This window comes from Saccharopolyspora sp. NPDC002376, from assembly GCF_053593195.1.
In genome coordinates this window covers 20772-43959 of record NZ_JBSFBZ010000062.1, presented here as the reverse complement: position 1 = coordinate 43959, position 23188 = coordinate 20772, and the positions used below count along the sequence as shown (strand labels likewise).

Genomic DNA, 23188 nt, shown 5'->3' with positions numbered 1-23188 from the left:
GACCTGCATGACGCGGGAGCAACCTCCATCGGCATCCACGTCGAGGCGCTCGACGAGGACGTGCGACGCCGCTGGATGCCCGACAAATCGACCCAACACCGGAGTTCGGGCGGGAGCTGGGGTTCCGCCTCTTTCCCCGCCGCGCAAATCTCCCGCTCCTCAGCGCAGTAGGTTGGATCGTCGTGTACGTCCGTCATTTGCAGGTGACCGACTTCCGGTCCTGGCCGCACGCCGACCTGGCTTTGGAACCGGGGATCACCGCGCTCGTCGGGTCCAACGGGCAGGGCAAGACGAACCTGGTCGAGGCCATCGGCTACATCGCCACCCTCGGTTCGCACCGCGTCGCGAGCGATGCGCCGCTGGTCCGCGAGGGTGCGGGGCGCGCGGTGGTGCGTGCTGCCGTGGTCAACGGTGGTCGCGAGCTGCTGGTCGAGCTGGAGATCACGCCGGGCAAGGCCAACCGCGCTCGGATCAACCGCGGCGCTGCCGCCAAACCCCGTGATGTGCTGGGGATCCTGCGCACCGTGCTGTTCGCGCCGGAGGACCTGTCGATCGTTCGCGGCGATCCGGGCGAACGCCGTCGGTTCCTCGACGAGCTGCTGGTTTCCCGCGCGCCGCGGTTCGCGGGCGTGCGTTCCGACTACGAGCGAGTGCTCAAGCAGCGCAGCGCGCTGTTGAAGTCCGCAGGGGCTGCGAAGCGCGGTGGGGCCAAGGCGGATCTGCGGACGCTGGAGGTCTGGGACGGGCACCTGGCGCGTTTCGGCGCGGAGCTGCTGGCCGGTCGACTCGACCTCGTCGCCGCCATCGCACCCCACATGACCAGCGCTTACGCCAACGTCGCGGCGACCGATGAAGCCAGCCTGCCGTCGAGTCGGGTCGCTTCCCTGCGCTACCGGAGCAGCCTCGGCGCGTCGCTGCCCGAGGGCTACGGCGAGCCGATGGGGAAGGTTGCCGACGTCGAGGAGCTGGAGGCCGCGCTGCTCGAGGAGCTGGCGCGGGTCCGGTCACAGGAGATCGAGCGCGGAGTGTCGCTGGTCGGTCCGCACCGCGACGACCTGGAGCTGCTGCTCGGCGAGCTGCCCGCCAAGGGCTACGCCAGCCACGGCGAATCGTGGTCGTTGGTGCTGGCGTTGCGGCTGGCTTCCTACCACCTGCTCACCGAAGATGGCGCCGAACCGGTGCTGATCTTGGACGACGTCTTCGCCGAACTGGACCGGCGCCGACGGGCCCGGCTGGCCGAGCTGGTCGCCGGGGCCGAGCAGGTGCTGGTGACCGCGGCGGTAGCCGAGGACGTGCCGCCGGAGCTCGCCGGCGTGCGATACGACGTCCGCGAAGGCGAGGTGCGACGTGTCCAGTGACCGCACGCGTTCAGTCGGTGCACCCAGCGTGACCAACAAGGCCACTCGGTCCACGGATCCACCCACAGCTGGGGATAACTCTGTGGATGGTGTGGATAACTCGATGCCACCGGGCGAGGCCGCCGGCGCCGGTGACAGCGCCGGAATGAGCGGCCCCGACCTGGCGCGCGCCGCGCTGCAAGCTGCTCGCGAGCAGTCCGCGGCCCGTCGCAAGGACGCCAAGAAGAAGGGCGGCAAGATCCGCCCGCGACGTCGTCGTGGCTGGTCAGGGCCCGGTCCGGACGATCGGGACCCGCAGTCGCTGGGCCGGCTGGCAGCCCGCATCGCCTCCGAACACGGCTGGACCGAACACCTCTCCGGGGGACAGGTGTTCGCGAAGTGGTCCTCGCTGGTCGGCGCCGACATCGCCGAGCACACCAAACCGGTGACGCTCAAGGACGGCGAGCTGACGGTTCAGGCCCAGTCCACTGCCTGGGCCACCCAGCTGCGGCTGCTGCAGCGGCAGATCCTCAAGCGGATCAGCGACGGCGTCGGCCGCGACGTGGTCCGCCGCATCAAGGTGCAGGGACCGGCCGCGCCCAGCTGGCGGTACGGCCCGCGACACGTCCCCGGCAGGGGCCCGCGCGACACCTACGGTTGATCCTTTTCGCGCCGGAAGTGCAGGTGATCGGGCTGCTGAGGCGGTGGCGACGCCCGGTCTCGGCGCGATCGCCGCGCGTCGGGGAGCGGGCCCCGGCGCTGGAGCGGCCGGACAGGCGGCCGATCGCCGCCGAGATCCAACGGCCGCCGCTCCCGGCTCTCTGATGGTGGATTGATTCGAGTTCTTCGCTCTGTGAGCAAGTCAGGGGTGTCCTTGCCCCACTTCTGTCCGGGCAGACCAGTAGAATCAAACCGGGTGTGGCCGAGGCGCCCACCAGACAGCGCATCGGTGCGGTGCGCGGAACCGGCCGACCGGCCGGTGCGGCGCCAGCAGACGAGAGTCGCCCCGAAGTGGTCAGCGGTGCGGGACGTTGCGCGTTCGAACCGGCATCGACCGATCACCCTGACAGCACAGTCGGCTCAAGGAGAAATCGAGGCCCGTGGCACCGAAGAAGAGCGAATACAACGCTTCGTCCATCACCGTTCTTGAGGGCCTTGAGGCCGTCCGCAAGCGTCCGGGCATGTACATCGGTTCGACCGGTGAACGCGGTCTGCACCACCTGGTGTGGGAGGTCGTGGACAACTCGGTCGACGAGGCGATGGCCGGGTACGCGACCACCGTCGAGGTGACCCTGCTCCCCGACGGCGGCGTGCGCGTGGTCGACGACGGCCGCGGCATCCCGGTCGACATGCACCCGGTGGAGAAGAAGCCGACCCTCGAGGTCGTGCTGACCGTGCTGCACGCGGGCGGCAAGTTCGGCGGCGACTCCTACGCCGTCTCCGGTGGTCTGCACGGCGTCGGCGTCTCGGTGGTCAACGCGCTGTCCAGCTCGCTGGAGGCCGAGATCCACCTCAACGGTTACGTGTGGCGGCAGCGCTACGAGGACTCCAAGCCCGTTTCCGACCTCCAGCGCGGCGAGAAGACCGACAAGACCGGTACCAGCATCACCTTCTGGGCCGACTCGACGATCTTCGAGACGACCAGGTACAACGCCGAGACGATCGCGCGCCGCATGCAGGAGATGGCGTTCCTGAACAAGGGCCTGACCATCATCCTGCGCGACGAGCGGGTCGAGGAGGAGGACGAGTCCGGCGAGGACGCCAGCGGCAGCACGGCGCGCGCCAAGGAGCGGACCTTCCACTACCCGGGCGGTCTCGAGGACTTCGTCAAGCACATCAACGCCACCAAGGAGCCCATCCACAAGAAGGTGGTGGCCTTCAACGCGTCCGGTGATGGGCAAGAGCTCGAGGTCGCGATGCAGTGGAACTCCGGCTACAACCAGTCGGTCTACACCTTCGCGAACACCATCAACACGCACGAGGGCGGCACCCACGAGGAGGGCTTCCGCTCCGCGCTGACCCGCGTGGTCAACGCCTACGCGCGGGACAAGAAGCTCATCAAGGACAAGGACGGCAACCTCACCGGTGACGACGTCCGCGAGGGCTTGGCCGCGATCGTGTCGGTGAAGGTCCGCGAGCCGCAGTTCGAGGGCCAGACCAAGACCAAGCTGGGCAACACCGAGGTCAAGTCGTTCGTGCAGACCACCGCGTTCGAGTGGCTGACCGACTGGTTCGAGCGCAACCCGGCCGAGGCCAAGGTCATCGTCAACAAGGCGGTCTCCTCGGCGCAGGCGCGGATGGCCGCGCGCAAGGCCAAGGAGCTGGTGCGCCGCAAGAGCGCGATGGACATCGGCGGCCTGCCGGGCAAGCTGAAGGACTGCCAGTCCAACAACCCGGAGGAGTGCGAGCTCTACATCGTGGAGGGCGACTCCGCGGGCGGCTCGGCCAAGGAAGGCCGCGAGTCGCGCTTCCAGGCGATCTTGCCGCTGCGAGGCAAAATCATCAACGTGGAGAAGTCGCGGATCGACAAGGTCCTCAAGAACAACGAGGTCCAGGCGATCATCACCGCGCTGGGCACCGGCATCCACGACGAGTTCGACCTGTCCAAGCTGCGGTACCACAAGATCGTGCTGATGGCCGACGCCGACGTCGACGGCCAGCACATCCGCACCCTGCTGCTCACCCTGCTGTTCCGCTTCATGCGCCCGCTGATCGAGAACGGCCACGTCTTCCTGGCGCAGCCGCCGCTGTACAAGATCAAGTGGCCGCGCTCGGAGCCGGAGTACGCCTACAGCGACCGCGAGCGCAACGCGCTGCTCGAGGCGGGCTCCGCCGCCGGTCGCAAGCTGCCGAAGGACGACGGCATCCAGCGCTACAAGGGTCTCGGCGAGATGAACGCCGACGAGCTGTGGGAAACCACGATGAACCCGGAGACCCGGCTGCTGCTGCAGGTCTCGCTGGACGACGCGGCGACCGCGGACGAGCTGTTCAGCGTGCTGATGGGCGAGGACGTCGAAGCCCGGCGCTCGTTCATCACCCGCAACGCCAAGGACGCCGGCTTCCTCGACGTGTGACGCCGACGCGCAGGCCAGCCACCGAACTCTCCGAATAGCAAGGGAAGAGCATGACGGAAATCCTGCCGCCGGAACACGGCCGGATCGAACCGGTCGAACTCCAGCAGGAGATGCAGAACTCCTACATCAACTACGCGATGAGCGTCATCGTCGCGCGCGCCCTCCCGGACGTGCGCGACGGGCTCAAACCGGTGCACCGGCGCGTGCTGTACGCGATGTACGACTCGGGCTTCCGCCCGGACCGCGGGTACGTGAAGTGCTCCCGCGTCGTCGGCGACGTGATGGGCAACTACCACCCGCACGGCGACTCGGCGATCTACGACACCCTGGTCCGCCTGGCCCAGCCGTGGTCGATGCGCCACCCGCTGATCGACGGTCAGGGCAACTTCGGTTCGCCCGGCAACGACCCGGCGGCCGCCATGCGGTACACCGAGTCGCGGCTGGCCCCGTTGGCGATGCACATGCTCGCCGACATCGAAGAGGACACCGTCGACTTCTCCGACAACTACGACGGGCGCACCCAGGAACCCGACGTGCTGCCGGCGCGGTTCCCGAACCTGCTGGTCAACGGCGGTGGCGGGATCGCGGTCGGGATGGCGACCAACATCCCGCCGCACAACCTGCGCGAGGTCGCCGACGGCGTCGTCTGGGCGCTGGAGAACCCCGAGGCCGACGACGAGCAGCTGCTCGAGGCCCTGATGGCGCGGATCAAGGGGCCGGACTTCCCGACCCACGCCCAGATCCTGGGCACCAACGCCATCGCGGACGCCTACCGCACCGGCCGCGGCTCCATCAAGATGCGGGCCGTCGTCACCATCGAGGAGGACAGCAAGGGGCGTACCACGCTGGTCGTCACCGAGCTGCCCTACCAGGTCAACCCGGACAACCTCATCGAGAACATCGCCTCGATGCACCGGGAAGGCAAGATCACCGGCATCTCGGACATCGCCGACGAGTCCAACAGCCGCCGCGGCATGCGGATCGTCGTCACGCTCAAGCGCGACGCGATCCCGAAGGTGGTGCTGAACAACCTCTACAAGCACACCCAGCTGCAGACGACCTTCGGCGTCAACATGCTGGCCCTGGTCGACGGCGTGCCGCGCACGCTGCGGCTCGACCAGACGATCCGGTACTACGTCAAGCACCAGGTCGAGGTCATCGTCCGGCGCACCAAGTACCGGCTGCGGAAGGCCGAGGAGCGCGCCCACATCCTGCGCGGTCTGGTCAAGGCGCTGGACATGCTGGACGAGGTCATCGCCCTGATCCGGCGCTCGCCCACGGTGGACGACGCGCGTACCGGCCTGATCGAGCTGCTCGACGTCGACGAGATCCAGGCCAACGCGATCCTGGAGATGCAGCTGCGCCGCCTGGCCGCCCTGGAGCGGCAGAAGATCGTCGACCAGCTGGCCGAGATCGAGCGGGAGATCGAGGACCTCAAGGACGTCCTCGCCAAGCCCGAGCGCCAGCGGCAGATCATCCGCGAAGAGCTGATGGAGATCGTCGACAAGTACGGCGAGGACCGGCGCACCAAGATCGTCCCGTTCGAGGGCGAGGTCTCCATGGAAGACCTCATCGCCGAAGAGGACGTGGTCGTCACCATCACCCGCACGGGTTACGCGAAGCGGACCCGCACCGACCTGTACCGGGCGCAGAAGCGCGGCGGCAAGGGCGTGCAGGGCGCGGCGCTGAAGCAGGACGACATTGTGTCGCACTTCTTCGTCTGCTCGACCCACGACTGGATCCTGTTCTTCACCAACAAGGGCCGGGTCTACCGGGCGAAGGCCTACGAGCTGCCGGAGGCCAACCGCACGGCCCGCGGCCAGCACGTGGCGAACCTGCTGGCGTTCCAGCCGGACGAGCAGATCGCCCAGGTCATGCAGATCAAGGACTACACGGCGGCCCCGTACCTGGTGCTGGCCACCAAGAAGGGCCTGGTCAAGAAGTCCCGGTTGACCGATTTCGATTCCAACCGATCGGGTGGTCTCATCGGCGTCAACCTGAAGGAGGACGACGAGCTGGTCGGTGCGGTGCTGTGCTCCGCGGACGACGACCTGCTGCTGGTGTCCGCCGAGGGCCAGTCGATCCGGTTCCACGCCACCGACGACGCGCTGCGGCCGATGGGTCGTGCCACCTCGGGTGTGCTGGGCATGCGGTTCAACGACGGTGACGAGCTGCTGGCCATGGGCGTCGTGCGCGAGGACCGGTACGTGCTGGTGGCCACCGATCGGGGCTACGCCAAGCGCACCCAGATCGACGACTACCCAGTGCAGGGTCGCGGCGGAAAGGGTGTGCTGACTCTCCAGCACGACAACAAGCGTGGCAGGCTGGTGGGGGCGCTCATCGTCGAACTCGACGACGAGCTCTACGCGATCACCTCGAGCGGTGGGGTCATCCGCACCACTGCCAAGGAGGTGCGCAAGGCCGGCAGGCAGACGAAGGGGGTTCGTCTGATGAACCTCGACGAAGCTTCCGCGTTGGTGGCCATCGCGCGCAACGCCGACGAGGCCGTCGACCCGGACGCTGCGGGGCCGGAGCAGCAGAAGTAACACTGTGGGAGACCACGCCGCACACCGCCGACGATCACCGAAGGATCGCTCGTGACATCTTCCGAGAAGCCGGAGTCCTCGGGCCCGCAGGACGCGGACCAGGCTTCGGTCAGCACTCAAGCAGTCGACAGCACCGCCGAGGCGGAAACCGAATCCGGCTCGGCGGCCGCGGAGGCCGCCAGCGGTGAGGAGCTGAACGGCACCGAAACGCCGCCGCCGTGGCAGCGCGCGTCGGCGTCCGGGGCGGATTCGGTTTCCGCCTCCACCCCGGACACCCCGGTGCCGGACGTCGACGACACGCAGACCATCCCCAAGCAGTTCGCGGACCAGGAGACCGTGCGCACCAAGGTGCCGCAGTCGGCGCGGACCACGGTGTCGTTCACCGGGTCCGGCACTGGTTCCGGGGGCAGCGCGCGCAACGCGTCGACCCCGTCGGCGCGACGGCCCAGCCGGGGGCCGCGCCGGGCCAGCCTGCAGGTCAAGCGGGTCGACCCGTGGTCGGTGCTGAAGCTCGCGCTGGTGCTCAGCGTGGCGCTGTTCTTCGTCTGGATGATCGCGGTGGCGGTGCTCTATGGCGTGCTCGACGGCATGGGCGTGTGGGAGCAGCTCAACGGCACCTTCAGCGAGCTGACCCAGCCCGACGACGCGGCGGCCGAGCCGTTGATCAGCGCCGCGCGCGTGTTCGGGGTCGCCTCGATCATCGGCGCGATCAACATCGTGCTGGTGACCGCGCTGGCGACGGTGGCCGCGTTCATCTACAACGTGGCGGCCGACTTCGCCGGCGGCGTCGAGATCACCCTGTCCGAGCGGGAGTGAGCCGCTGACGTGGCGATTCCGGTCCAGCGGGCCCGGAATCGCCACGTCCTCCGGCGCGGGACCCACCCCCCGTTCAGACGCCGGAAGGCGTCCTGTAGTCTTTGAATCACAACAAGGGCCTATAGCTCAGGCGGTTAGAGCGCTTCGCTGATAACGAAGAGGTCGAAGGTTCAAGTCCTTCTAGGCCCACTGGTAACCCTTTCAACACCTGAGACGTCACGGGCCCGCGCGCCGCGTGCAAGGAGGCGACCGGAAGTGAAGAAGCTGCTCGCACTCGCCGCAGTTGCTGGAGTCGTCCTGTTCGTCGTTCGGCGAAACCGCGCCGCCAAGGCCGAGGCCGACTTGTGGCGCGAGGCCACCGCCGAGGCCTGATCCTCCGGCGAGGTTCTTGAACCAGCCCGGTCCGGTTCGCCGCACCGGGCTGTTCTCGTCGCCAGCACCACCGGTCAGCTGACCCGGAGCGGCGACAACCAGGGGACGTAGCTCAATTGGCAGAGCACCGCCTTTGCAAGGCGGGGGTTAGGGGTTCGATTCCCCTCGTCTCCACGCAATGGGAGGCTCGTGCTCGCGGAGAGCGCGAGCCTTTTGCGTTCCGCGTGCCTATCGCGGGGGCCGAGCCCCGCGGGCCCCCACGGTGCGGTGGGCACCTTTATCCGGCTCCTCGCGTCGGGGAGCGTTCCCGGTCTGCTCTCGGACTAGCCTCCGTGCAGTTTTGATGTCGCGGCCGCTCGCCTCTTCGTCACTCGCCTCTTCGTCACTCGCCTCTTCGTCACTCGCCTCTTCGTCACTCGCCTCTTCGTCACTCGCCTCTTGGTCGCTCGGCCCTTGGGACTCGCCTCTTGGTCGCTCGGCCCTTGGGACTCGCCTATTCGTTGTTCGCTTGGGGTTGGCTGTGGCTTGTCGTTCTGCTTCTTGCTTCTTCTTTCCTGGTTGGCATTTTGGGGTTCTTGGTGGGAGTTTTCGGGGAGTGGAAGGGGGTTTGGTGGGGTTCGGGGCTGGTCGGGTGAACATCCTTGCTTCTGCTGTCGGGGTTGGGTTTCTGCAGCGTTGCAGGGAGGTTCTATGGGTGGGCGTGGGTTTGTCGGGCGGGGTGGTTGGGCCCTCGGGTTGTGCTGGACCGCCGTTCTGCTGGACGGGTTCGACCTCGTTGTGCTCGGGTCTGTGCTGCCGGTGCTGCTTGAGAATCAGCAGTGGGGGCTGACTCCTGCTAGCGCTTCCGTCGTTTCGACCGTTGGGTTGGTCGGGATGACCATCGGGGCGCTGGCGATCGGGACCGTCACCGATGTCATCGGCCGGCGGAAGGCTCTGATCTTTGCGGTGACCAGCTTCTCCGTGCTGACCGCGCTGTGTGCGGTTGCGCCTTCGGTGTTCGTCTTCGGGTTGCTGCGGTTTCTTGCCGGGTTGGGTCTTGGCGGGTGTCTGCCGACCGCGATCGCTCTGGTCACCGAGCACGCTCGGGCAGGGAAGAGCGGTAGTGCCACCACCTCGATCATGACCGGGTATCACGTTGGGGCCGTGCTGACCGCTCTGCTCGGAATCGCTGTGCTGCCGAGCTTGGGGTGGCGGGCGATGTTCGTCATCGGGGCCGCGCCTGCGTTGGTGCTCGTGCCGCTCATGCTTCGGTACCTGCCCGAGTCGGAGTCCTTCGAGCAGGTCAAGGCCGAACGCGGTTCGCGTGGTGGGGCCGATGCCGTCGCTTCGTTGTTCCGCGGTGGGTTCGCTCGGGCCACCATTGCCTTCTGGGTCACGTCCTTCATGGGGTTGTTGCTGGTCTACGGGCTCAACACCTGGTTGCCGCAGATCATGAAGTCCGCCGGGTATCCGCTCGGTGCGGCGCTGGGGTTGTTGCTGACGTTGAACATCGGTGCGGTGATCGGGCTTTTGATCGCTGGTGCGGTGGCTGACCGGATCGGGCTTCGACCGTCGACGATCGCCTGGTTCGCCGCGTCCGCGGTGTTCCTGGCTGCGCTGAGCATCAAGCTGCCGGGGATCGGCGTGTACGTCGCGGTGCTGATCGCCGGGTGCTTCGTGTTCAGCTCGCAGGTGCTCGTGTACGCCTACATCGGTCGCGTGTACCCGGCGGCGAACCGGGCCACCGGGCTCGGGTGGTCGGCCGGGATCGGGCGCATCGGTGCGATCTGCGGGCCGCTGCTCGGTGGCGCCATGCTCACGGCTGGCATCGCCTACCCGTGGGGCTTCTACGCCTTCGCCGTGGTCGGCGCGCTGGGTGCTGTCGGCGCTGCGATGGTCGGGAGGCCCGGGGTTTCGCAGGAGCAGGAGCTCAACGCCAACAACTCCCAGCACGCCTAGCGGCGATTCAGCTCTCGGCAGCCGCCTTGATCTGGTCCACCGTTTGCTGCATGGCCTCTTGGAGGAGGCCGCGGCGGAACTCCAGGAACGTAGCGGCCTGCTCCGGCGGGAGGCTGTCCCGGATGGCCAGCAACTGGCTCGGCGGGGACTTCATCACGAAGCGCTGGGTCAGCCGGCAGCCGTCGGCGGTCGGCTCGACCTCGAAGGACCACACCGGGTTCTCCGAGGGATCGGACTGGGCGAGCACCGCCCAGGCGAACCGGCGCCCCGGCTCGGCCTCGAGCACCTCGCACTCGGTGGTCCAGGTGTCGTCGCCGAGCCGGTTGTGCCCCTTGAACCGGGCGCCGACCGCACCCGGCTCCTCGGACATCCACTCGCCGCCGGTGCACTCCGGGCTCCACTCGCCCATGCGCGTGATGTCGCTGGCGACCCGGTACACCACGTCCGCGGTCGCGGCCACCTCGGCGGTGGCGTGCAAATCGAAACTCGTCGATTCTGTCATAACAGCATCCTGTCCCCGTGAACCGGTCCACCGCCGTATGATTCGAACCACTTCAGAACGCGGTGAAGGGCACCTTCGAGCAAGCCCACCCGTCGCCCGACCGCCCCCCCAAGGAGGCGCTTCGCGCCACGGAGTTGAACTGCCTGAAGGTGCCCACATTCGGATGATCTCGGTCAGTGGGAGCGTTCGGCGGCGGGGTGATGGCCGTCGGACTGGGGTGGCACCTCGTAGCGGTCCGCGCGGTGGCGGGCCGCGTTGTCTCGCCTGGTGACGTCGCTTTCGGCGGAAGCCACGGGAAGCTCTTCCGGGCGGCGGGAGAGCGCGACCGCGGCTGCTGCGGCCAGACCGCCCAGGGCCAGCAGGACCCACGGCCACTTGCGGCGCTTCGGCTTCGGGTTGATCCGCTCGGCCAGTTCCTTGCGGGCCGCCACCGTGTTCTTGGCGAGCTGCTTGCGGGACTCGGCGGCCTTCTTCTCCCACTGCTTGCGCGCCTTGCGGCTGCGCTTGGAGAGCTCCTTGCGGGACATCCCGGTGGTGCGCTGCGCGATCTTCTCCTGCAGCTCGTCGGTCGAAATGCCCCGGTTGGCGAGTTCCTGCTCGGCCAGCATGGCGGCGTGCTTGGAGAACGCCACGCCCACCTCGCTCGCGCGTTTCGCGCCGTGGCGGGCGGACTTGATGCCGGTCCCCACCGCCTTGCCCACGCTCTCGCCAGCTCGGGCCATCGCCTTCACCTCGTCCATCATCTGCCTCCGCAGTCCCTGTTCTCGATAAGCGGCGCGAGCCGCTTCCTCTTCTTGGTGAGCAGGCTCGCCACTCGCACCGCCGCGGGTTCTCAGCGTTCGTCTGGCGAGGACAGCCCCGACGCCGCGTATTGGACATACGTCAGGAGGGGATCCCGCAGCCCAGACGGACGCTGAGGTTCCGCTACCCGCACCGCTGCGCAAATCACCCGTGAACCCTCCTTGGGTCCGGCGTTGTGCCGGTCGACTTCTGGGCCGCGTCCTGGCCCATATTGCACCCAGAAACCGGTATCGGCCTGTTCGATGGCAGGATGGTCGAGTGGCTGAAGACAATGGATCGCTCGTTGGGACGACGGTGACCGCGACCCTGCACACCTCGCAGGGGGACATCCGGATCAACCTGTTCCCCGACCAGGCGCCCAAGACCGTGAAGAACTTCGTCGGTCTTGCCGAAGGCACCCAGGAATACACCGAGCCGAACGCGAAGGGCGAGAAGTCCGGCCCGTTCTACGACGGGGTGATCTTCCACCGCGTCATCGAGGGCTTCATGGCCCAGACCGGTGACCCGACCGGCACCGGCCGCGGTGGCCCGGGCTACAAGTTCGGCGACGAGTTCCACCCGACCCTGCAGTTCGACCGGCCGTACCTGCTGGCCATGGCCAACGCCGGGCCCGGTACCAACGGCTCGCAGTTCTTCATCACGGTGGCTGCGACCAGCTGGTTGAACTACAAGCACACCATCTTCGGCGAGGTCGCGGACCAGAAGTCCCGCGACGTGGTCGACACGATCGCGACCACTGCGACCGGCCAGGGCGACCGTCCGGTCAACGACATCATCATCGAAAAGGTCTCGATCGAGCGCAGTTGAGACCCACCAACCGAGCAAAGAGCAGGTCCCACACGTGACTGTTCCGCCCGGATCCCAGCCAGGGGCGGACGGAGCGCCGCCGCAGCTGCCGACTTGCGTCCGGCATCCGGACCGCCCGACCGGGCTGCGCTGCACCCGGTGCGAGCGTCCGGCGTGCCCGGAATGCCTGCGCGACGCCTCCGTCGGCCAGCACTGCGTCGACTGCGTTGCTGAAGGGCAGCGCGGGCAACGGCAGGCCGTGACGGTTGCCGGTGCGAAGCTGTCCGACAAGCCGATCCTGGTGCCGCTGCTGATCGCGGTCAACGTGGTGATCTTCGCGATCACCGCGATCCAGGCCGGCAGCATCGGCGCGAACCACACGGCGCCGATCTTCGACCAGTTCGCGCTGTGGCCGATCCTGGTCGCCGGCGGGCAGTGGTTCCGCTTGGTCACCTCCGGTTTCCTGCACATCGGGCTGCTGCACCTGGCGATGAACATGATCGCCCTGTGGGTCATCGGTCGTGATCTGGAGCTGCTGCTCGGGCGCTGGCGGTTCGCCGCGGTGTACGTGCTGTCGCTGCTCGGCGGCGGTGCCGCGGTGTTCCTGTTCGGTGACGAGATGGCCCCGGTGGCCGGTGCGTCCGGCGCCGTGTACGGGTTGATGGGCGGAATCGCCATCGCCGCGCTGCGGCTGAAGGTGAGCCTGCGGCCGGTGCTGGTGGTCATCGCTCTGAACATCGGCGCCAGCGTGGTGATCCCCGGGATCTCGCTGCTCGGGCACCTCGGTGGTCTGGTGCTCGGGGTGCTCGCGACCGGTGCGCTGGTCTACGCGCCCCGGAACCGGCAGACGCTGATCCAGGCCGGTGCGCTGGCCGGGTTGCTGGTGGTGCTGCTCGCAATGCTGATCACGCGGGACATGCAGTTCGGCAACCTGGTGTGCTTCGGTTCAGGCTCGCAGGCGCGCTGCGGAGTGCTCGGAACGTAATAGCTCGTATTAGCAAGGAATTCGATCAGTCCCGGTGACCGGCACGCCGGGGCTGATTCCTTCTCAGCTCCGCAAGGTGCGCAGGGCGTCGGCGACGTCCTGCGGGTCCGCGCCGAGGTCCAGGCGCGTCAGGATGATGAGGACGTCCGCGTCGAGCTCCAGGGACTGCACCTCGCGGCCGAAGCGGCGGTGTTCGCGGACCCGGATCGCCACGGCAGGCCAGGGCCAGTGCCGTCGGCCGCGCAGGCTTCGGATGGTGACGCCGTCGCGGTTCGCGCTCAAGCGCGGGCGGCAGATGGTGGCGTGCGCCGAGGCAGCGGCGAGGGCGAGCACCAGGACGCCGACGAACAGGCCGTCCACCGCGGACTCGGTGGCGAACCACCAGGCGGCGGCGGCTGCGGTGAGCACCCAGCCGGTGACCACCAGTCCTGCCGGGGTGGCCCACTGCTGCGATTCGTTCGGCACGTCCACCGTTATCCACCTGCTACCGATGAGTTATCCACAGGAGTTATCCCCACTGGGGATGAGTTACACCCATGTCGTTCGACGACCCGGAGTCAATCCGCCGACGGGACGAGTGAGGCCCGAAGGGATTGCGCCCTCCGGGCCTCGACACGAATCGCTGCGGTGGGTCAGCGCCAACGCATCGTCATCAGCAGGCCGACGATCATGAAGGCGAACCCGACGGCGAAGTTCCAGCCGCCGAGTTCGGCCATGAACGGGATCTTATCGCCCGCGATGTAGTTGACCACCAGCCACAGCAGCCCGACGACCATCATCCCCAGCATCACTGCGACGTAGATGGGGTGCGACGGGCCGAGCGCCTTCGCCTTCACCGGCGTGCGGCGATCGGTCACCGGGGTGGGTGAGTCCTTCTTGCGGACCTTGGACTTCGGCATGGTGTCCTCGCCAGGTGGTGCGGCCGCGGGTGCCGCGTGCTCGGGCGTGCAAACCGCGAAACCAGCTGCGGATCGGCTCGTTGTTCCAAGTACCACGTTAACGCAATCACAGAGCTGATCTAGAGCCCGGCTATGATCATTTTTCCCGGAGACCATCCAGACCCGCGTACGAGCCGTGACGGAGAGCGCAACCGCGGCATCCCCCGAGCACTTGGAGGCCCTGCCGCCGGATCGTCGACGCGTCCGCTCCGCGCTGCGCGTGGTCGGCGAGCTGCTGATCACCGCCCGACTTCAGGTGTCGTGTTCCCGTGGATCGACCCGCTGCTGCCGTTCAACGGCGTGACGACGCAGTAGGAAAAGGTGGTGACAGCGCGCGTACGCTGACCAGGTGCGCGTACTCGTCGTCGACAACTACGACAGCTTCGTCTACAACCTCGTGCAGTACCTCGCGCAGCTGGGCGCGGACTGTGTCGTGCGCCGCAACGACGTCGTCACTGACGACGACGTGGCAGCCGCCGACGCCGTCCTGCTCAGCCCCGGTCCGGGTACGCCGGACCGCGCCGGTCGCACGATGGAGCTGATCCAGCGCTGCGCCGCGGAGCGCAAGCCGGTACTGGGCGTGTGCCTCGGGCACCAGGCCATCGGGGCGGTGTGGGGCGGGGTCGTAGAGCGGGCGCCGGAGCTGCTGCACGGCAAGGTCAGCGAGATCCACCACTCCGGGGCCGGGGTGTTCGCCGGGCTGTCGGAGCCGTTCATCGCGACCCGCTACCACTCGCTGATCGTCCGCGCGGACTCCATCCCGGACGACTTCGAGATCACCGCGAAGACCGCCTCGGGCATCGTGATGGGCATGCGCCACCGCGAGCTCCCGGTCGAGGGCGTCCAGTTCCACCCCGAGTCGGTGCTCACCGACGGCGGCCACCGCATGCTGGCCAACTGGATGGCCAGCGCAGGCCACCCGGTGGATGGACACCTCGTCGCCGACCTCGAACGCGGCATGCGCGAGGTCGCGGCAGCAGCCCAGCGCTGACCTGCTCCGCAGAACGAAGAAGGGCGCTTCCCGCACGGGAAGCGCCCTTCTGCATGCCTGGTCAGTCGAACGGGGGGAAGAGGCCTCCGCCGTTGTCCGGGCTGGTGGTCGGGGGCCCGCCGTTGCTGTATTCGCCCACGTAGATCGTCACCGTCTCATTGCGGCTGATCTTCTGGCCGGAGCCCGGCGAGGAGCTGAGCACCTTGCCGTCCATGTCCTTGCTCGAGGTGTCCTGGCTGACCTCGTTGATGCTGCCGGTCCACCCGTGGCTCTCCAGTGCCTGCTGGGCCTGGCTCGGCGACATGCCGGTCAGGTCCGGGACGGTGATCTGCTGGCCGTTGGAGACCACCAGCGTCACCTCGGTATTCGGCCGGGCCTCGGTACCGCCCGCCGGCGTCTGGTCGAGCACGACGTCATTCGGCTGCTCGGAGTCGCGCACCTGCTTGCTGACCTTGAACCCGGCGCCTTCCAGGTAGGCCTTCGCCGTGTCGTAGGGCATGCCGATGACGTTTCGGACCTCGACGGTCTCGATCGCCTTGCCCACCACGACGTTGATCGTGGAGCCCTTGGCGATGGCGGCCCCTCGGTTGTCCCAATCCATGATCTTCTGGACCATCTTGGAGTCCGCGGTCTCCTGGTAGTCCGGCGAGATGCCCAGCTTCAGGCCGACGCCTTCCAGCTTCTGCTGCGCCTCGGACATGGACAAGCCCTCCAGGTCTGGGACGTCCACGCTCTCCGGACCGGTGCCGTAGCAGATCTCGACCGCGTCAGCTTCCTTGTTCAGCTGAGCCGGGTACTCGGGCTTCTGCGAGACGATCTTCTCGATCTGGTCCTGGGTGGACGGGCACGACTTGAGGTCGACCCGCCAGCCCTCCCTGGTCGCGCGGTCCATCGCTTCGGTCTTGAGCATGTTCACGAAGTTCGGCACGGCCTCGGTCTTGGGCGTGTTGTTGCCGACCAACGAGGTGATCGCCCATGCGGCGAGCGCGAAGACCGCGACGCAGGCCACCGTCACGAGCGCGACCATCCGGTGCTTGCGGCGCTTGCGCTCCTGCTCGTCGTCGACCGGCTCTTCCGCGTCGCGCTCCACCGACCGGTGGCGACCCGGCACGACCTCGGTCGCCGAGGTATGGGTCAGCATCGCGGTGCGCTCTTCGTCCGACATGATCATCGGAGCCTTCGGGCGCTGCCCGGACAGCACCCGCACCAGGTCGGCGCGCATCTCAGCGGCCGACTGGTAGCGGTTCGCCGGGTTCTTGCTCAACGCCTTGAGCACCACCGCGTCCAGTGACGCGGGCACCGTCGCGTTGACGTCGGAGGGCTTGCGCGGCTCCTCCCGGACGTGCTGGTAGGCCACCGCGACCGGCGAGTCACCGGTGAACGGTGGTTCCCCGGTGACCAGCTCGAACACCACGCAGCCCGTGGCGTAGACGTCGCTTCGCGCGTCCACCGCCTCGCCGCGCGCCTGCTCCGGCGACAGGTACTGCGCGGTGCCGATCACCGCCGCGGTCTGGGTGACCGCCGCCTGGCCGTCGGCCAGCGCGCGGGCGATGCCGAAGTCCATCACCTTCACCGCGCCGGAGCCGGTGATCATGATGTTGGCCGGCTTGACGTCGCGGTGGATGATGCCGTGCCGGTGGCTGAAGTCCAGCGCCGCCGAAGCGTCCGCCATGACCTCCATCGCCCGGCGCGGTGTCAGCGGCCCCTCGGTCTTGACGATGTCGCGCAGCGTCCGGCCGTCGACGTACTCCATGACGATGTAGGGCAGCGGCCCGCTCTCGGCGTCCGTTTCGCCGGTGTCGTAGACGGCCACGATCGCCGGGTGGTTCAGTGCGGCCGCGTTCTGCGCCTCGCGCCGGAACCGCAGCTGGAACGTGGGGTCTCGGGCGAGATCGGCACGCAGGATCTTCACCGCCACGTCCCGGCTCAACCGGGTGTCGCGACCGCGGAACACCTCGGACATGCCGCCGTAGCCGAGCGTCTCACCGAGCTCGTATCGGTTGGACAGAAGTCGGGGTGAACTCATCGAAGCGTCGTTCCGATCCTTGTCAACGATCGTCCCATCATGCCGATCCGTCCTCGCCGGTCGAGGCCGACGGGACGAGTGGTGCTCCCCCGACTCCGGGGCCCGGCTGAGCCGCCGGGTCCGGGTGCCGTAGCGCAGTGTGGCCCAACGATGCAGCGGAATCCAGGCCGTGAGTTGCCGCACCCAGGCTCTGGTCGCGGTTGACGATCCAGTACGTGGTGAAGCCCACTGCGATCAGCACCGCCACCGCCAGCACCGCCACCAGCACCCAGATCACGACCTTGTTGGTCGAGGAGCCGGGCGGCGCCTGCTGTTGCTGCGGCGGTGGCAGCTGCGGGGCCGGTGCCTGCGGTGGAATCACTCCCGGCGGATAGGTGTTGCCCATCGGCGGTAGTTGCTGCCCCGGCATCGGGTGGATGCCGGTGTTCGGCACGGGCACGTTCAGCTGCTGGCGCTGTTGCGGCGCGACCAGCGACGACGGTGTCGGCAGCGGCCGGCCCGCGCGCACCGCCGCGACGGCGTTGGCGAACTCGCCACCGCCGACGTAGCGGCGTCGCGGGTCCTTGATCATGGTCGCCTCGATCAGCGCGCGCACGCCCGGCGGCACGTCCGGCGGCAGCGGCGGCGCGATCTCGCGGATGTGCATCATCGCGACCGTCACCGCGTTGTCGGACAGGAACGGGCGGTGCCCCATCAGGCACTCGTAACCGACCACGGCCAGCGAGTACACGTCGCTGGACGGGGTCGCGTCGTCGCCCAGGGCCTGCTCCGGCGCGATGTAGTGCGCGGTGCCCATCACCATTCCGGAGCGGGTCACCGGCGCCGAGTCGGCGGCCTTGGCGATGCCGAAGTCGGTCAGCTTCACCTTGCCGTCGGGCGTGATCAGGATGTTGCCGGGCTTGACGTCGCGGTGCACCAGACCGCGCTCGTGCGCGGCCTGCAGCGCCTGGCCAGCCTGCTCCAGCATGTCCAGCGTGTGGTCGGTGTTGATGCGGCCTTCGCGGGCGAGGATCGCAGCCAGCGGCTCGCCCTCGACCAGCTCCATCACCAGGTAGGCGGTGTCTTCCGGCCCGTCCGGGATGGCGGCGGTCTCGCCGTAATCGTGCACCGCGGCGATGCCGGGGTGGTTCAAGGACGCGGTGGTGCGTGCTTCGGTGCGGAAGCGGTGCAGGAACTCGGCGTCCCCGCACAGCTCGGCCTTGAGCACCTTGATCGCCACCGTCCGGTCGAGCCGGACGTCCACCGCCTCCCACACCTCGCCCATCCCGCCGACCGCGATGCGCTTGCCGAGTCGGTACCGGTCGGCGAGTAACTGGCCGGAGGTCAGCACGGGTCAGCCACCTCCCTGAAGACCGGCCCGGATGACCTCCCGGCCGATCGGGGCGGCGATCGAGCCGCCGGTGGCCTCGGCGCCCTCGTCACCGCCGTTCTCCACGATCACCGCGACCGCGATGGTCGGGTTCTCGGCGGGGGCGAACGCCACGTACCACCCGTGCGGCTTGTCGCCGGCGTCGCCGTGCTGGGCGGTACCGGTCTTCGAGGCGATCTGGATGTTGGAGATCTTGCCGGAGCCCTTGGTGTTCTGCTCCGACTTGATCATCATGTCGCGGATCATGTGCGCGACCTCGGGGGAGACGGCCTGGTTCATCTCCTCCGGCTTGAAGGTGTCCAGCTCCGACATGTCCGGGGCGCGGGTGGCCTTCACCGCTTGCGGCTTCATCAGCTTGCCGTCGTTGGCGAGGGCTGCGGTGACCATCGCGTTCTGCATCGGGGTGACCCGGACGTCGCGCTGGCCGATGGAGCTCTGGTACAGCGACGCGTCGTCGGCCATCGGGCCGAGATCGGACTTGGCCACGCTCATCGGGATCTGCAGGTCCTCGCCGAAGCCGAACGCGGCAGCGGTCTCCCGCATCTTGTCCGCGCCGAGCTCACCGGCGATCTTGGCGAACGCCGTGTTGCAGGAGTAGGCCACGGCCAGCTCGAGGGTGTCGCCCTTGCACGTCTTGCCGCCGTAGTTGGGCAGCGTGGCGCTGGCGGTGCCGGGCAGCGGGATGCGCGCGGCGGTCTCCACCTTGCTGTCCGGCGTGTAGCCGTTCTGCAGCGCTGCGGCCGTGGTGATCAGCTTGAAGGTCGAACCAGGCGGGTAGATCTCGGAGACCGCGCGGTTGGCCATCGGGTCGCCGTCGGCCTCGCTGAGGTTGTTCCACTGCTTGGCGACCTCGTTGTTGTCGGTCGAGGTCAGCAGGTTCGGGTCGTAGGACGGCGCGTTGACCATGGTCAGGATCTCGCCCGTCCGCGGGTCCAGCGCCACCACCGACCCGGTGAAGCCCTTGCTGGTCAGCTCCTTGTAGGCCACCTCTTGCATGGCCGTGTTGATGGTCAGCTCGACGCTGCCGCCGCGCGACTCCTGGCCGGTGATCATGTCCGACAGCCGGTCGAACGCCAGGCTGTCGTCCTTGCCGGTGAGGATCTTGTCCTCGGCGCGCTCGATCCCGTTGGAGCCGTAGTAGAACGAGTAGAACCCGGTCACCGGGGCGTACATCGGCCCGTTCGGATAGGTGCGCAGCCACTTGTAGCGGTTGTCCTCGTTGGGCACCGACCTGGCCAGCGACTGGCCACCGGCGATGATCTGCCCGCGCTCCTTGGCGAACTCCTCGTACTGGGTCCGCTTGTTCAGCGGGTGATCGCGGAGCTCGTCGGCCTGGATCACCTGGATGTAGGTCGCGTTGCCCATCAGCAGGACGACCATCGCCATCATAACCAGCGCCACGCGGCGCAACGGCTTGTTCATCGGGGACGCTCCACGAGTTCCGTATGCGCTTCCGCGATCGGCGCCTGCTTGGGCTTGGGCTTGGCAGGCGTCTGCGGCCGCCGAGCGGCGTCGGAGATCCGCAGCAGGAGAGCGACCAGCACGTAGTTGGCGAGCAGCGACGACCCACCGGCCGCCAGGAACGGCGCGGTCAGACCGGTCATCGGGATCAGCCCGGTGACACCACCGGCGACCACGAACAGCTGCAGCACGATGGTGAACGCGAGACCGCCGGCGAACAGCTTGCCGAAGGAGTCGCGCACCGCCAGCGAGGTGCGCAGACCGCGCATCACCAGCAGCAGGTACATCATCAGCACCGCCATCAGCCCGACCAGGCCGAGCTCCTCGCCGATGGCCGAGATGATGAAGTCGCTGGCCGCCCAGGAGGTCAGGTACGGCCGGCCCGAGCCGAGCCCGGAGCCGAACATGCCGCCGTTGGCCATCCCGAACAGACCGGTGCGGAGCTGGTCGTTGGCGGCGCCCTCGGCCAGCGGGTCCAGCCAGGTGTTCACCCGGGCCTGGACGTGGTCGAACAGGTTGAACGCGACGACGGCGCCGAGCGCGAACATGGACAGGCCGAGGAACACCCACACCGCGCGTTCCGTCGCGATGTAGAGCATGGCCAGCACGATGCCGAAGAACAGCAGCGAGGAGCCCAGGTCCTTCTCCAACACCAGGATGCCGATGGACAGCACCCAGGCCGCGATCACCGGCATCAGGTCCCGCGGGCGCGGCCAGTCCACGCCGAGGAAGCGCTTCCCGGCGGTGGTGAACAGCTCCCGCTTGGAGACCAGGAACGAGGCGAAGAAGATCAGCAGCAGGATCTTGGCGAACTCACCGGGCTGGATGGAGCCCAGCGGGCCGAACCGGATCCACAGCTTCGCGCCGTTGGCCTCCGAGATGCTGGCGGGCAGCAGGCCGGGCAGGGCCAGCAGCGCGATCCCGACGAACCCGCAGGTGAAGCCGTACTGAGCGAGCGTCCGGTGATCCTTGATGAACGCCAGGACCAGTACGAACAGCACGACGCCGATCGCGCTGAACATGATCTGCTTGCCGGTGAACGGCCCGCCGTAGACCTCGGCGAGGTCGAGCCGGTGCAGCATCACCAGACCGATCCCGTTGATCAGCGCCACCAGCGGCAGGATCAACGGGTCGGCGTACGGCGCCCATCGGCGCACCGCGACGTGCGCCGCGCCGAACAACACCAGGAACGCCGTCCCGTAGAGGAAGAGGTCCTTGGTGACTGTCTGCTTCTGGGCGACCTCCACGAGGATCAGCGCGAAGGTGACGATCACCGCAGCGAAAACCAGCATGAACAGTTCGGTGCCCCGCCGAGTGAGAACTCGCGGGGCGCCGCTGGTCGCTCCGGTCTGAGCGGCCGGTCCAGGCATCAACTCACCATCCGGCAGGTCACACCCGGCTTCTGCTGCTCCGTCTGCAGCGGTGTCGCGTCATCCGGCGTGGGTGCCTCAGGGGGCTTCGGCGATTCGGGCGGCAGGTTCTCGCCCGGGGGCTGCTGGCCGTTGGCCGGCGGCGGCGGATTCTGCTGCGCCGGGGGCTCGGGCTTCTGGCACTCGGGCAGCAGCGCGGTCATCCGCAGTCGGCGCATCGCGTCGCGAGCGTCCTGCAGACCGTTGACCTCGGTGATGCCGTTGCGCACGTCCGGCCGCTGAGCTTCCTGCAGATCCGTCAGCTTGATCGGAGTGCAGTCCGCTGCCGAGTCCGGCGGGCAGGAGTTCTCCACCTCCCAGTTCAGCGAGACACCGAGCACGGTGCCCTGCACGCCCTGGTAGATCACCACTTCGTCGGCGCTGTTCGCACCGATGTAGTACTGGTTGAGCACCCACCAACGCCCGACCAGTGCACCGCCTCCAAGCAGGATGAGCACGCCGCACGTCACCAGCAGCCAGCGCAGCCAGCTCCGCTTGCGGGGCTGCTCCGGCGGCGGTGAGGTGGGCTCGAATCGCTGCGGCTGCGGCCGCGGCATGGTTACCGCGGACGCGCGCGCCGCCGACGAATCGGGTTGCGGATGCTCATCTCCATTTCCCGCCGCGCCCCCGACGATCGGGGCGTCATCGCCGAATTCGACGTCGACGACGTCGGCGATGATGACGGTCACGTTGTCCGGACCGCCGCCCTTGAGGGCGAGCTCGATCATCCGGTCCGCGCACTGCTGCGGGTCCGGGATGCGCAGGGCTTCCGCCATAGTCTCGGTGCTCACCGGGCCGGTCAGGCCGTCGGAGCAGAGCAGGTAGCGGTCCCCGGCGCGAGCCTCCCGGATCGCCAGGCTCGGTTCCACCTCGTGGCCGGTCAACGCGTACAGCAGCAGCGAGCGCTGCGGGTGGTTGGCGGCCTCCTCCTCGGTGATCCGGCCTTCGTCGATCAGCGACTGCACGAAGGTGTCGTCGTGGGTTATCTGGGTCAGCTCGCCGTCGCGGACCAGGTACGCCCTGGAGTCGCCGACGTGCACCAAGCCGAGCCTGCTGCCTGCGAACAGGACAGCGGTCAGCGTGGTGCCCATCCCTTCCAGGTCCGGGTCGTTGGCCACCAGCTCGGAGATCGCGCCGTTGCCGGTCAGCACCGCGTTGCGGAGCTGACCGAGCAGGTCGTCGCTCGGTTCGTCGTCATCGAGAGGCGCGAGGGCCGCGATGACGACCTTGCTGGCGACCTCACCGGCGGCATGGCCTCCCATACCGTCCGCGAGGGCGAGTAGTCGTGGGCCGGCATAGACCGAGTCCTGGTTGTTGGAACGAACCAGGCCGCGGTCGCTGCGGGCTGCGTAGTGAAGGACGAGGGTCATGAGCGCAGCTCGATCACCGTCTTGCCGATTCTGATCGGAACGCCGAGCGGGACCTTGGTCGGCCCCGTGACCTTCGCCCGATCGAGGTATGTGCCGTTTGTGGAGCCTAGATCCTCCACGTACCAATCGGAGCCCCGAAGTGACAACTTCGCGTGTCGTGTCGACGCGTAGTCGTCATCGAGGACCAACGTGGAGTCGTCCGCCCGGCCGATCATGATCGGCCGACCGTCCAGTGAAATGCGCGTGCCGGCGAGCGCACCGTGCGTCACCACCATCTGGCGTGGCGCCTTGCTCCTGCCCTTGCCCTTGGCCTTGGCCGGGGCCCGACCCGCACCTGGCATCGGGACCCGCATCCCGGACGCCGAGTAGAGGTCTGAACGAACCACTCGAAGCGCAGCCAGGACGAACAACCAGAGCAGGGCGAGGAATCCTGCTCTGGTCAGCTGCATAACCAGCTCTGGCACTTG

19 protein-coding genes, 2 tRNA genes and 1 pseudogene are annotated in these 23188 nt (G+C 68.1%); 12 read left to right on the top strand and 10 right to left on the bottom strand.

What is annotated here, in order from left to right; translation table 11 throughout:
- The first annotated feature begins 182 nt into the window (after positions 1-182).
- The 9 genes and pseudogenes from recF to ACWCO2_RS30740 all read left to right on the top strand — a co-directional run bounded on the left by recF (position 183) and on the right by ACWCO2_RS30740 (position 10083).
- On the top strand, positions 183-1358 hold the full coding sequence (gene recF / locus ACWCO2_RS30780; RefSeq protein ID WP_450131291.1) for a DNA replication/repair protein RecF: 1176 nt from the start codon (positions 183-185) through the stop codon (positions 1356-1358).
- Between the two features lie 103 nt (positions 1359-1461).
- The gene (locus ACWCO2_RS30775; RefSeq protein ID WP_450131294.1) at positions 1462-1998 is read left to right on the top strand and encodes a DUF721 domain-containing protein; all 537 of its coding nucleotides are present in this window, start codon (positions 1462-1464) and stop codon (positions 1996-1998) included.
- 439 nt (positions 1999-2437) lie between these two features.
- Positions 2438-4411 carry a DNA topoisomerase (ATP-hydrolyzing) subunit B gene (gene gyrB, locus ACWCO2_RS30770; RefSeq protein WP_450131290.1) on the top strand — a complete coding sequence of 658 codons (1974 nt, stop codon included), beginning with the start codon at positions 2438-2440 and terminating at the stop codon, positions 4409-4411.
- 50 nt (positions 4412-4461) lie between these two features.
- Positions 4462-6957, top strand: coding sequence for a DNA gyrase subunit A (gyrA, locus tag ACWCO2_RS30765; RefSeq protein WP_450131289.1), 2496 nt, complete (start codon positions 4462-4464; stop codon positions 6955-6957).
- A gap of 51 nt (positions 6958-7008) precedes the next feature.
- Positions 7009-7773 (top strand): DUF3566 domain-containing protein, encoded by a 765-nt coding sequence (locus ACWCO2_RS30760; protein ID WP_450131288.1) that lies wholly within the window; start codon positions 7009-7011, stop codon positions 7771-7773.
- 115 nt (positions 7774-7888) lie between these two features.
- Positions 7889-7962, top strand: a tRNA-Ile gene (locus tag ACWCO2_RS30755).
- 66 nt (positions 7963-8028) lie between these two features.
- A pseudogene (locus ACWCO2_RS30750) lies at positions 8029-8136 on the top strand (DLW-39 family protein); the annotation flags it as partial.
- A 110-nt stretch (positions 8137-8246) separates the two neighbouring features.
- A tRNA-Ala gene (locus ACWCO2_RS30745) sits at positions 8247-8319 on the top strand.
- A 516-nt stretch (positions 8320-8835) separates the two neighbouring features.
- Positions 8836-10083 carry an MFS transporter gene (locus tag ACWCO2_RS30740; protein WP_450131287.1) on the top strand — a complete coding sequence of 416 codons (1248 nt, stop codon included), beginning with the start codon at positions 8836-8838 and terminating at the stop codon, positions 10081-10083.
- 7 nt (positions 10084-10090) lie between these two features.
- Here ACWCO2_RS30740 and ACWCO2_RS30735 read toward each other — a convergent pair whose 3' ends face one another.
- Entirely contained in the window at positions 10091-10585 is a 495-nt protein-coding gene (locus ACWCO2_RS30735) for an SRPBCC family protein (RefSeq protein WP_450131286.1), read from the bottom strand.
- A gap of 173 nt (positions 10586-10758) precedes the next feature.
- Positions 10759-11328, bottom strand: coding sequence for a hypothetical protein (locus ACWCO2_RS30730; protein ID WP_450131285.1), 570 nt, complete (start codon positions 11326-11328; stop codon positions 10759-10761).
- Between the two features lie 316 nt (positions 11329-11644).
- On the opposite strand from ACWCO2_RS30730, the gene ACWCO2_RS30725 reads away from it, so the two are divergent.
- The gene (locus ACWCO2_RS30725; protein ID WP_450131284.1) at positions 11645-12193 is read left to right on the top strand and encodes a peptidylprolyl isomerase; all 549 of its coding nucleotides are present in this window, start codon (positions 11645-11647) and stop codon (positions 12191-12193) included.
- A gap of 34 nt (positions 12194-12227) precedes the next feature.
- Positions 12228-13157 (top strand): rhomboid family intramembrane serine protease, encoded by a 930-nt coding sequence (locus ACWCO2_RS30720; RefSeq protein WP_450131283.1) that lies wholly within the window; start codon positions 12228-12230, stop codon positions 13155-13157.
- A gap of 63 nt (positions 13158-13220) precedes the next feature.
- Here ACWCO2_RS30720 and ACWCO2_RS30715 read toward each other — a convergent pair whose 3' ends face one another.
- Positions 13221-13628, bottom strand: coding sequence for a PH domain-containing protein (locus ACWCO2_RS30715; RefSeq protein ID WP_450131282.1), 408 nt, complete (start codon positions 13626-13628; stop codon positions 13221-13223).
- A 161-nt stretch (positions 13629-13789) separates the two neighbouring features.
- Positions 13790-14056: a cell division protein CrgA gene (gene crgA / locus ACWCO2_RS30710; RefSeq protein ID WP_450131281.1), complete on the bottom strand. Its 267-nt coding sequence runs from the start codon at positions 14054-14056 to the stop codon at positions 13790-13792.
- A gap of 388 nt (positions 14057-14444) precedes the next feature.
- Between crgA and ACWCO2_RS30705 the strand changes: the two genes are divergently transcribed.
- Positions 14445-15086 (top strand): aminodeoxychorismate/anthranilate synthase component II, encoded by a 642-nt coding sequence (locus tag ACWCO2_RS30705; protein WP_450131280.1) that lies wholly within the window; start codon positions 14445-14447, stop codon positions 15084-15086.
- Between the two features lie 61 nt (positions 15087-15147).
- Here the strand turns inward: ACWCO2_RS30705 and pknB are convergent, their stop codons facing one another.
- The 6 genes from pknB to ACWCO2_RS30675 are packed head-to-tail and all read right to left on the bottom strand — an operon-like array spanning position 15148 to position 23185.
- On the bottom strand, positions 15148-17112 hold the full coding sequence (gene pknB, locus ACWCO2_RS30700; RefSeq protein ID WP_450131279.1) for a Stk1 family PASTA domain-containing Ser/Thr kinase: 1965 nt from the start codon (positions 17110-17112) through the stop codon (positions 15148-15150).
- A 37-nt stretch (positions 17113-17149) separates the two neighbouring features.
- The gene (locus ACWCO2_RS30695) at positions 17150-18442 is read right to left on the bottom strand and encodes a serine/threonine-protein kinase (RefSeq protein WP_450131278.1); all 1293 of its coding nucleotides are present in this window, start codon (positions 18440-18442) and stop codon (positions 17150-17152) included.
- A gap of 3 nt (positions 18443-18445) precedes the next feature.
- Positions 18446-19903, bottom strand: a complete 1458-nt coding sequence (locus tag ACWCO2_RS30690) for a peptidoglycan D,D-transpeptidase FtsI family protein (RefSeq protein WP_450131277.1) — start codon at positions 19901-19903, stop codon at positions 18446-18448.
- Positions 19900-21312, bottom strand: a complete 1413-nt coding sequence (locus ACWCO2_RS30685; RefSeq protein WP_450131276.1) for an FtsW/RodA/SpoVE family cell cycle protein — start codon at positions 21310-21312, stop codon at positions 19900-19902. Before ACWCO2_RS30685 ends, ACWCO2_RS30690 begins: the two co-directional genes overlap by 4 nt.
- A complete protein-coding gene (locus tag ACWCO2_RS30680) occupies positions 21312-22721 on the bottom strand; it encodes a protein phosphatase 2C domain-containing protein (protein ID WP_450131275.1) in 1410 nt (469 codons plus the stop codon). Before ACWCO2_RS30680 ends, ACWCO2_RS30685 begins: the two co-directional genes overlap by 1 nt.
- Entirely contained in the window at positions 22718-23185 is a 468-nt protein-coding gene (locus ACWCO2_RS30675) for an FHA domain-containing protein FhaB/FipA (protein ID WP_450131274.1), read from the bottom strand. Before ACWCO2_RS30675 ends, ACWCO2_RS30680 begins: the two co-directional genes overlap by 4 nt.
- Positions 23186-23188 lie beyond the last annotated feature (3 nt).

Bases quoted from the DNA above. Each gene is read 5' to 3' on its own strand.
- pknB (WP_450131279.1), bottom strand. From the start codon at position 17,112: ATGAGTTCACCCCGACTTCTGTCCAACCGATACGAGCTCGGTGAGACG.
- ACWCO2_RS30730 (WP_450131285.1), bottom strand. From the start codon at position 11,328: ATGATGGACGAGGTGAAGGCGATGGCCCGAGCTGGCGAGAGCGTGGGC.
- gyrA (WP_450131289.1), top strand. From the start codon at position 4,462: ATGACGGAAATCCTGCCGCCGGAACACGGCCGGATCGAACCGGTCGAA.
- ACWCO2_RS30690 (WP_450131277.1), bottom strand. From the start codon at position 19,903: ATGAACAAGCCGTTGCGCCGCGTGGCGCTGGTTATGATGGCGATGGTC.
- ACWCO2_RS30680 (WP_450131275.1), bottom strand. From the start codon at position 22,721: ATGACCCTCGTCCTTCACTACGCAGCCCGCAGCGACCGCGGCCTGGTT.
- ACWCO2_RS30735 (WP_450131286.1), bottom strand. From the start codon at position 10,585: ATGACAGAATCGACGAGTTTCGATTTGCACGCCACCGCCGAGGTGGCC.
- ACWCO2_RS30685 (WP_450131276.1), bottom strand. From the start codon at position 21,312: ATGCCTGGACCGGCCGCTCAGACCGGAGCGACCAGCGGCGCCCCGCGA.
- ACWCO2_RS30740 (WP_450131287.1), top strand. From the start codon at position 8,836: ATGGGTGGGCGTGGGTTTGTCGGGCGGGGTGGTTGGGCCCTCGGGTTG.
- crgA (WP_450131281.1), bottom strand. From the start codon at position 14,056: ATGCCGAAGTCCAAGGTCCGCAAGAAGGACTCACCCACCCCGGTGACC.
- ACWCO2_RS30775 (WP_450131294.1), top strand. From the start codon at position 1,462: ATGCCACCGGGCGAGGCCGCCGGCGCCGGTGACAGCGCCGGAATGAGC.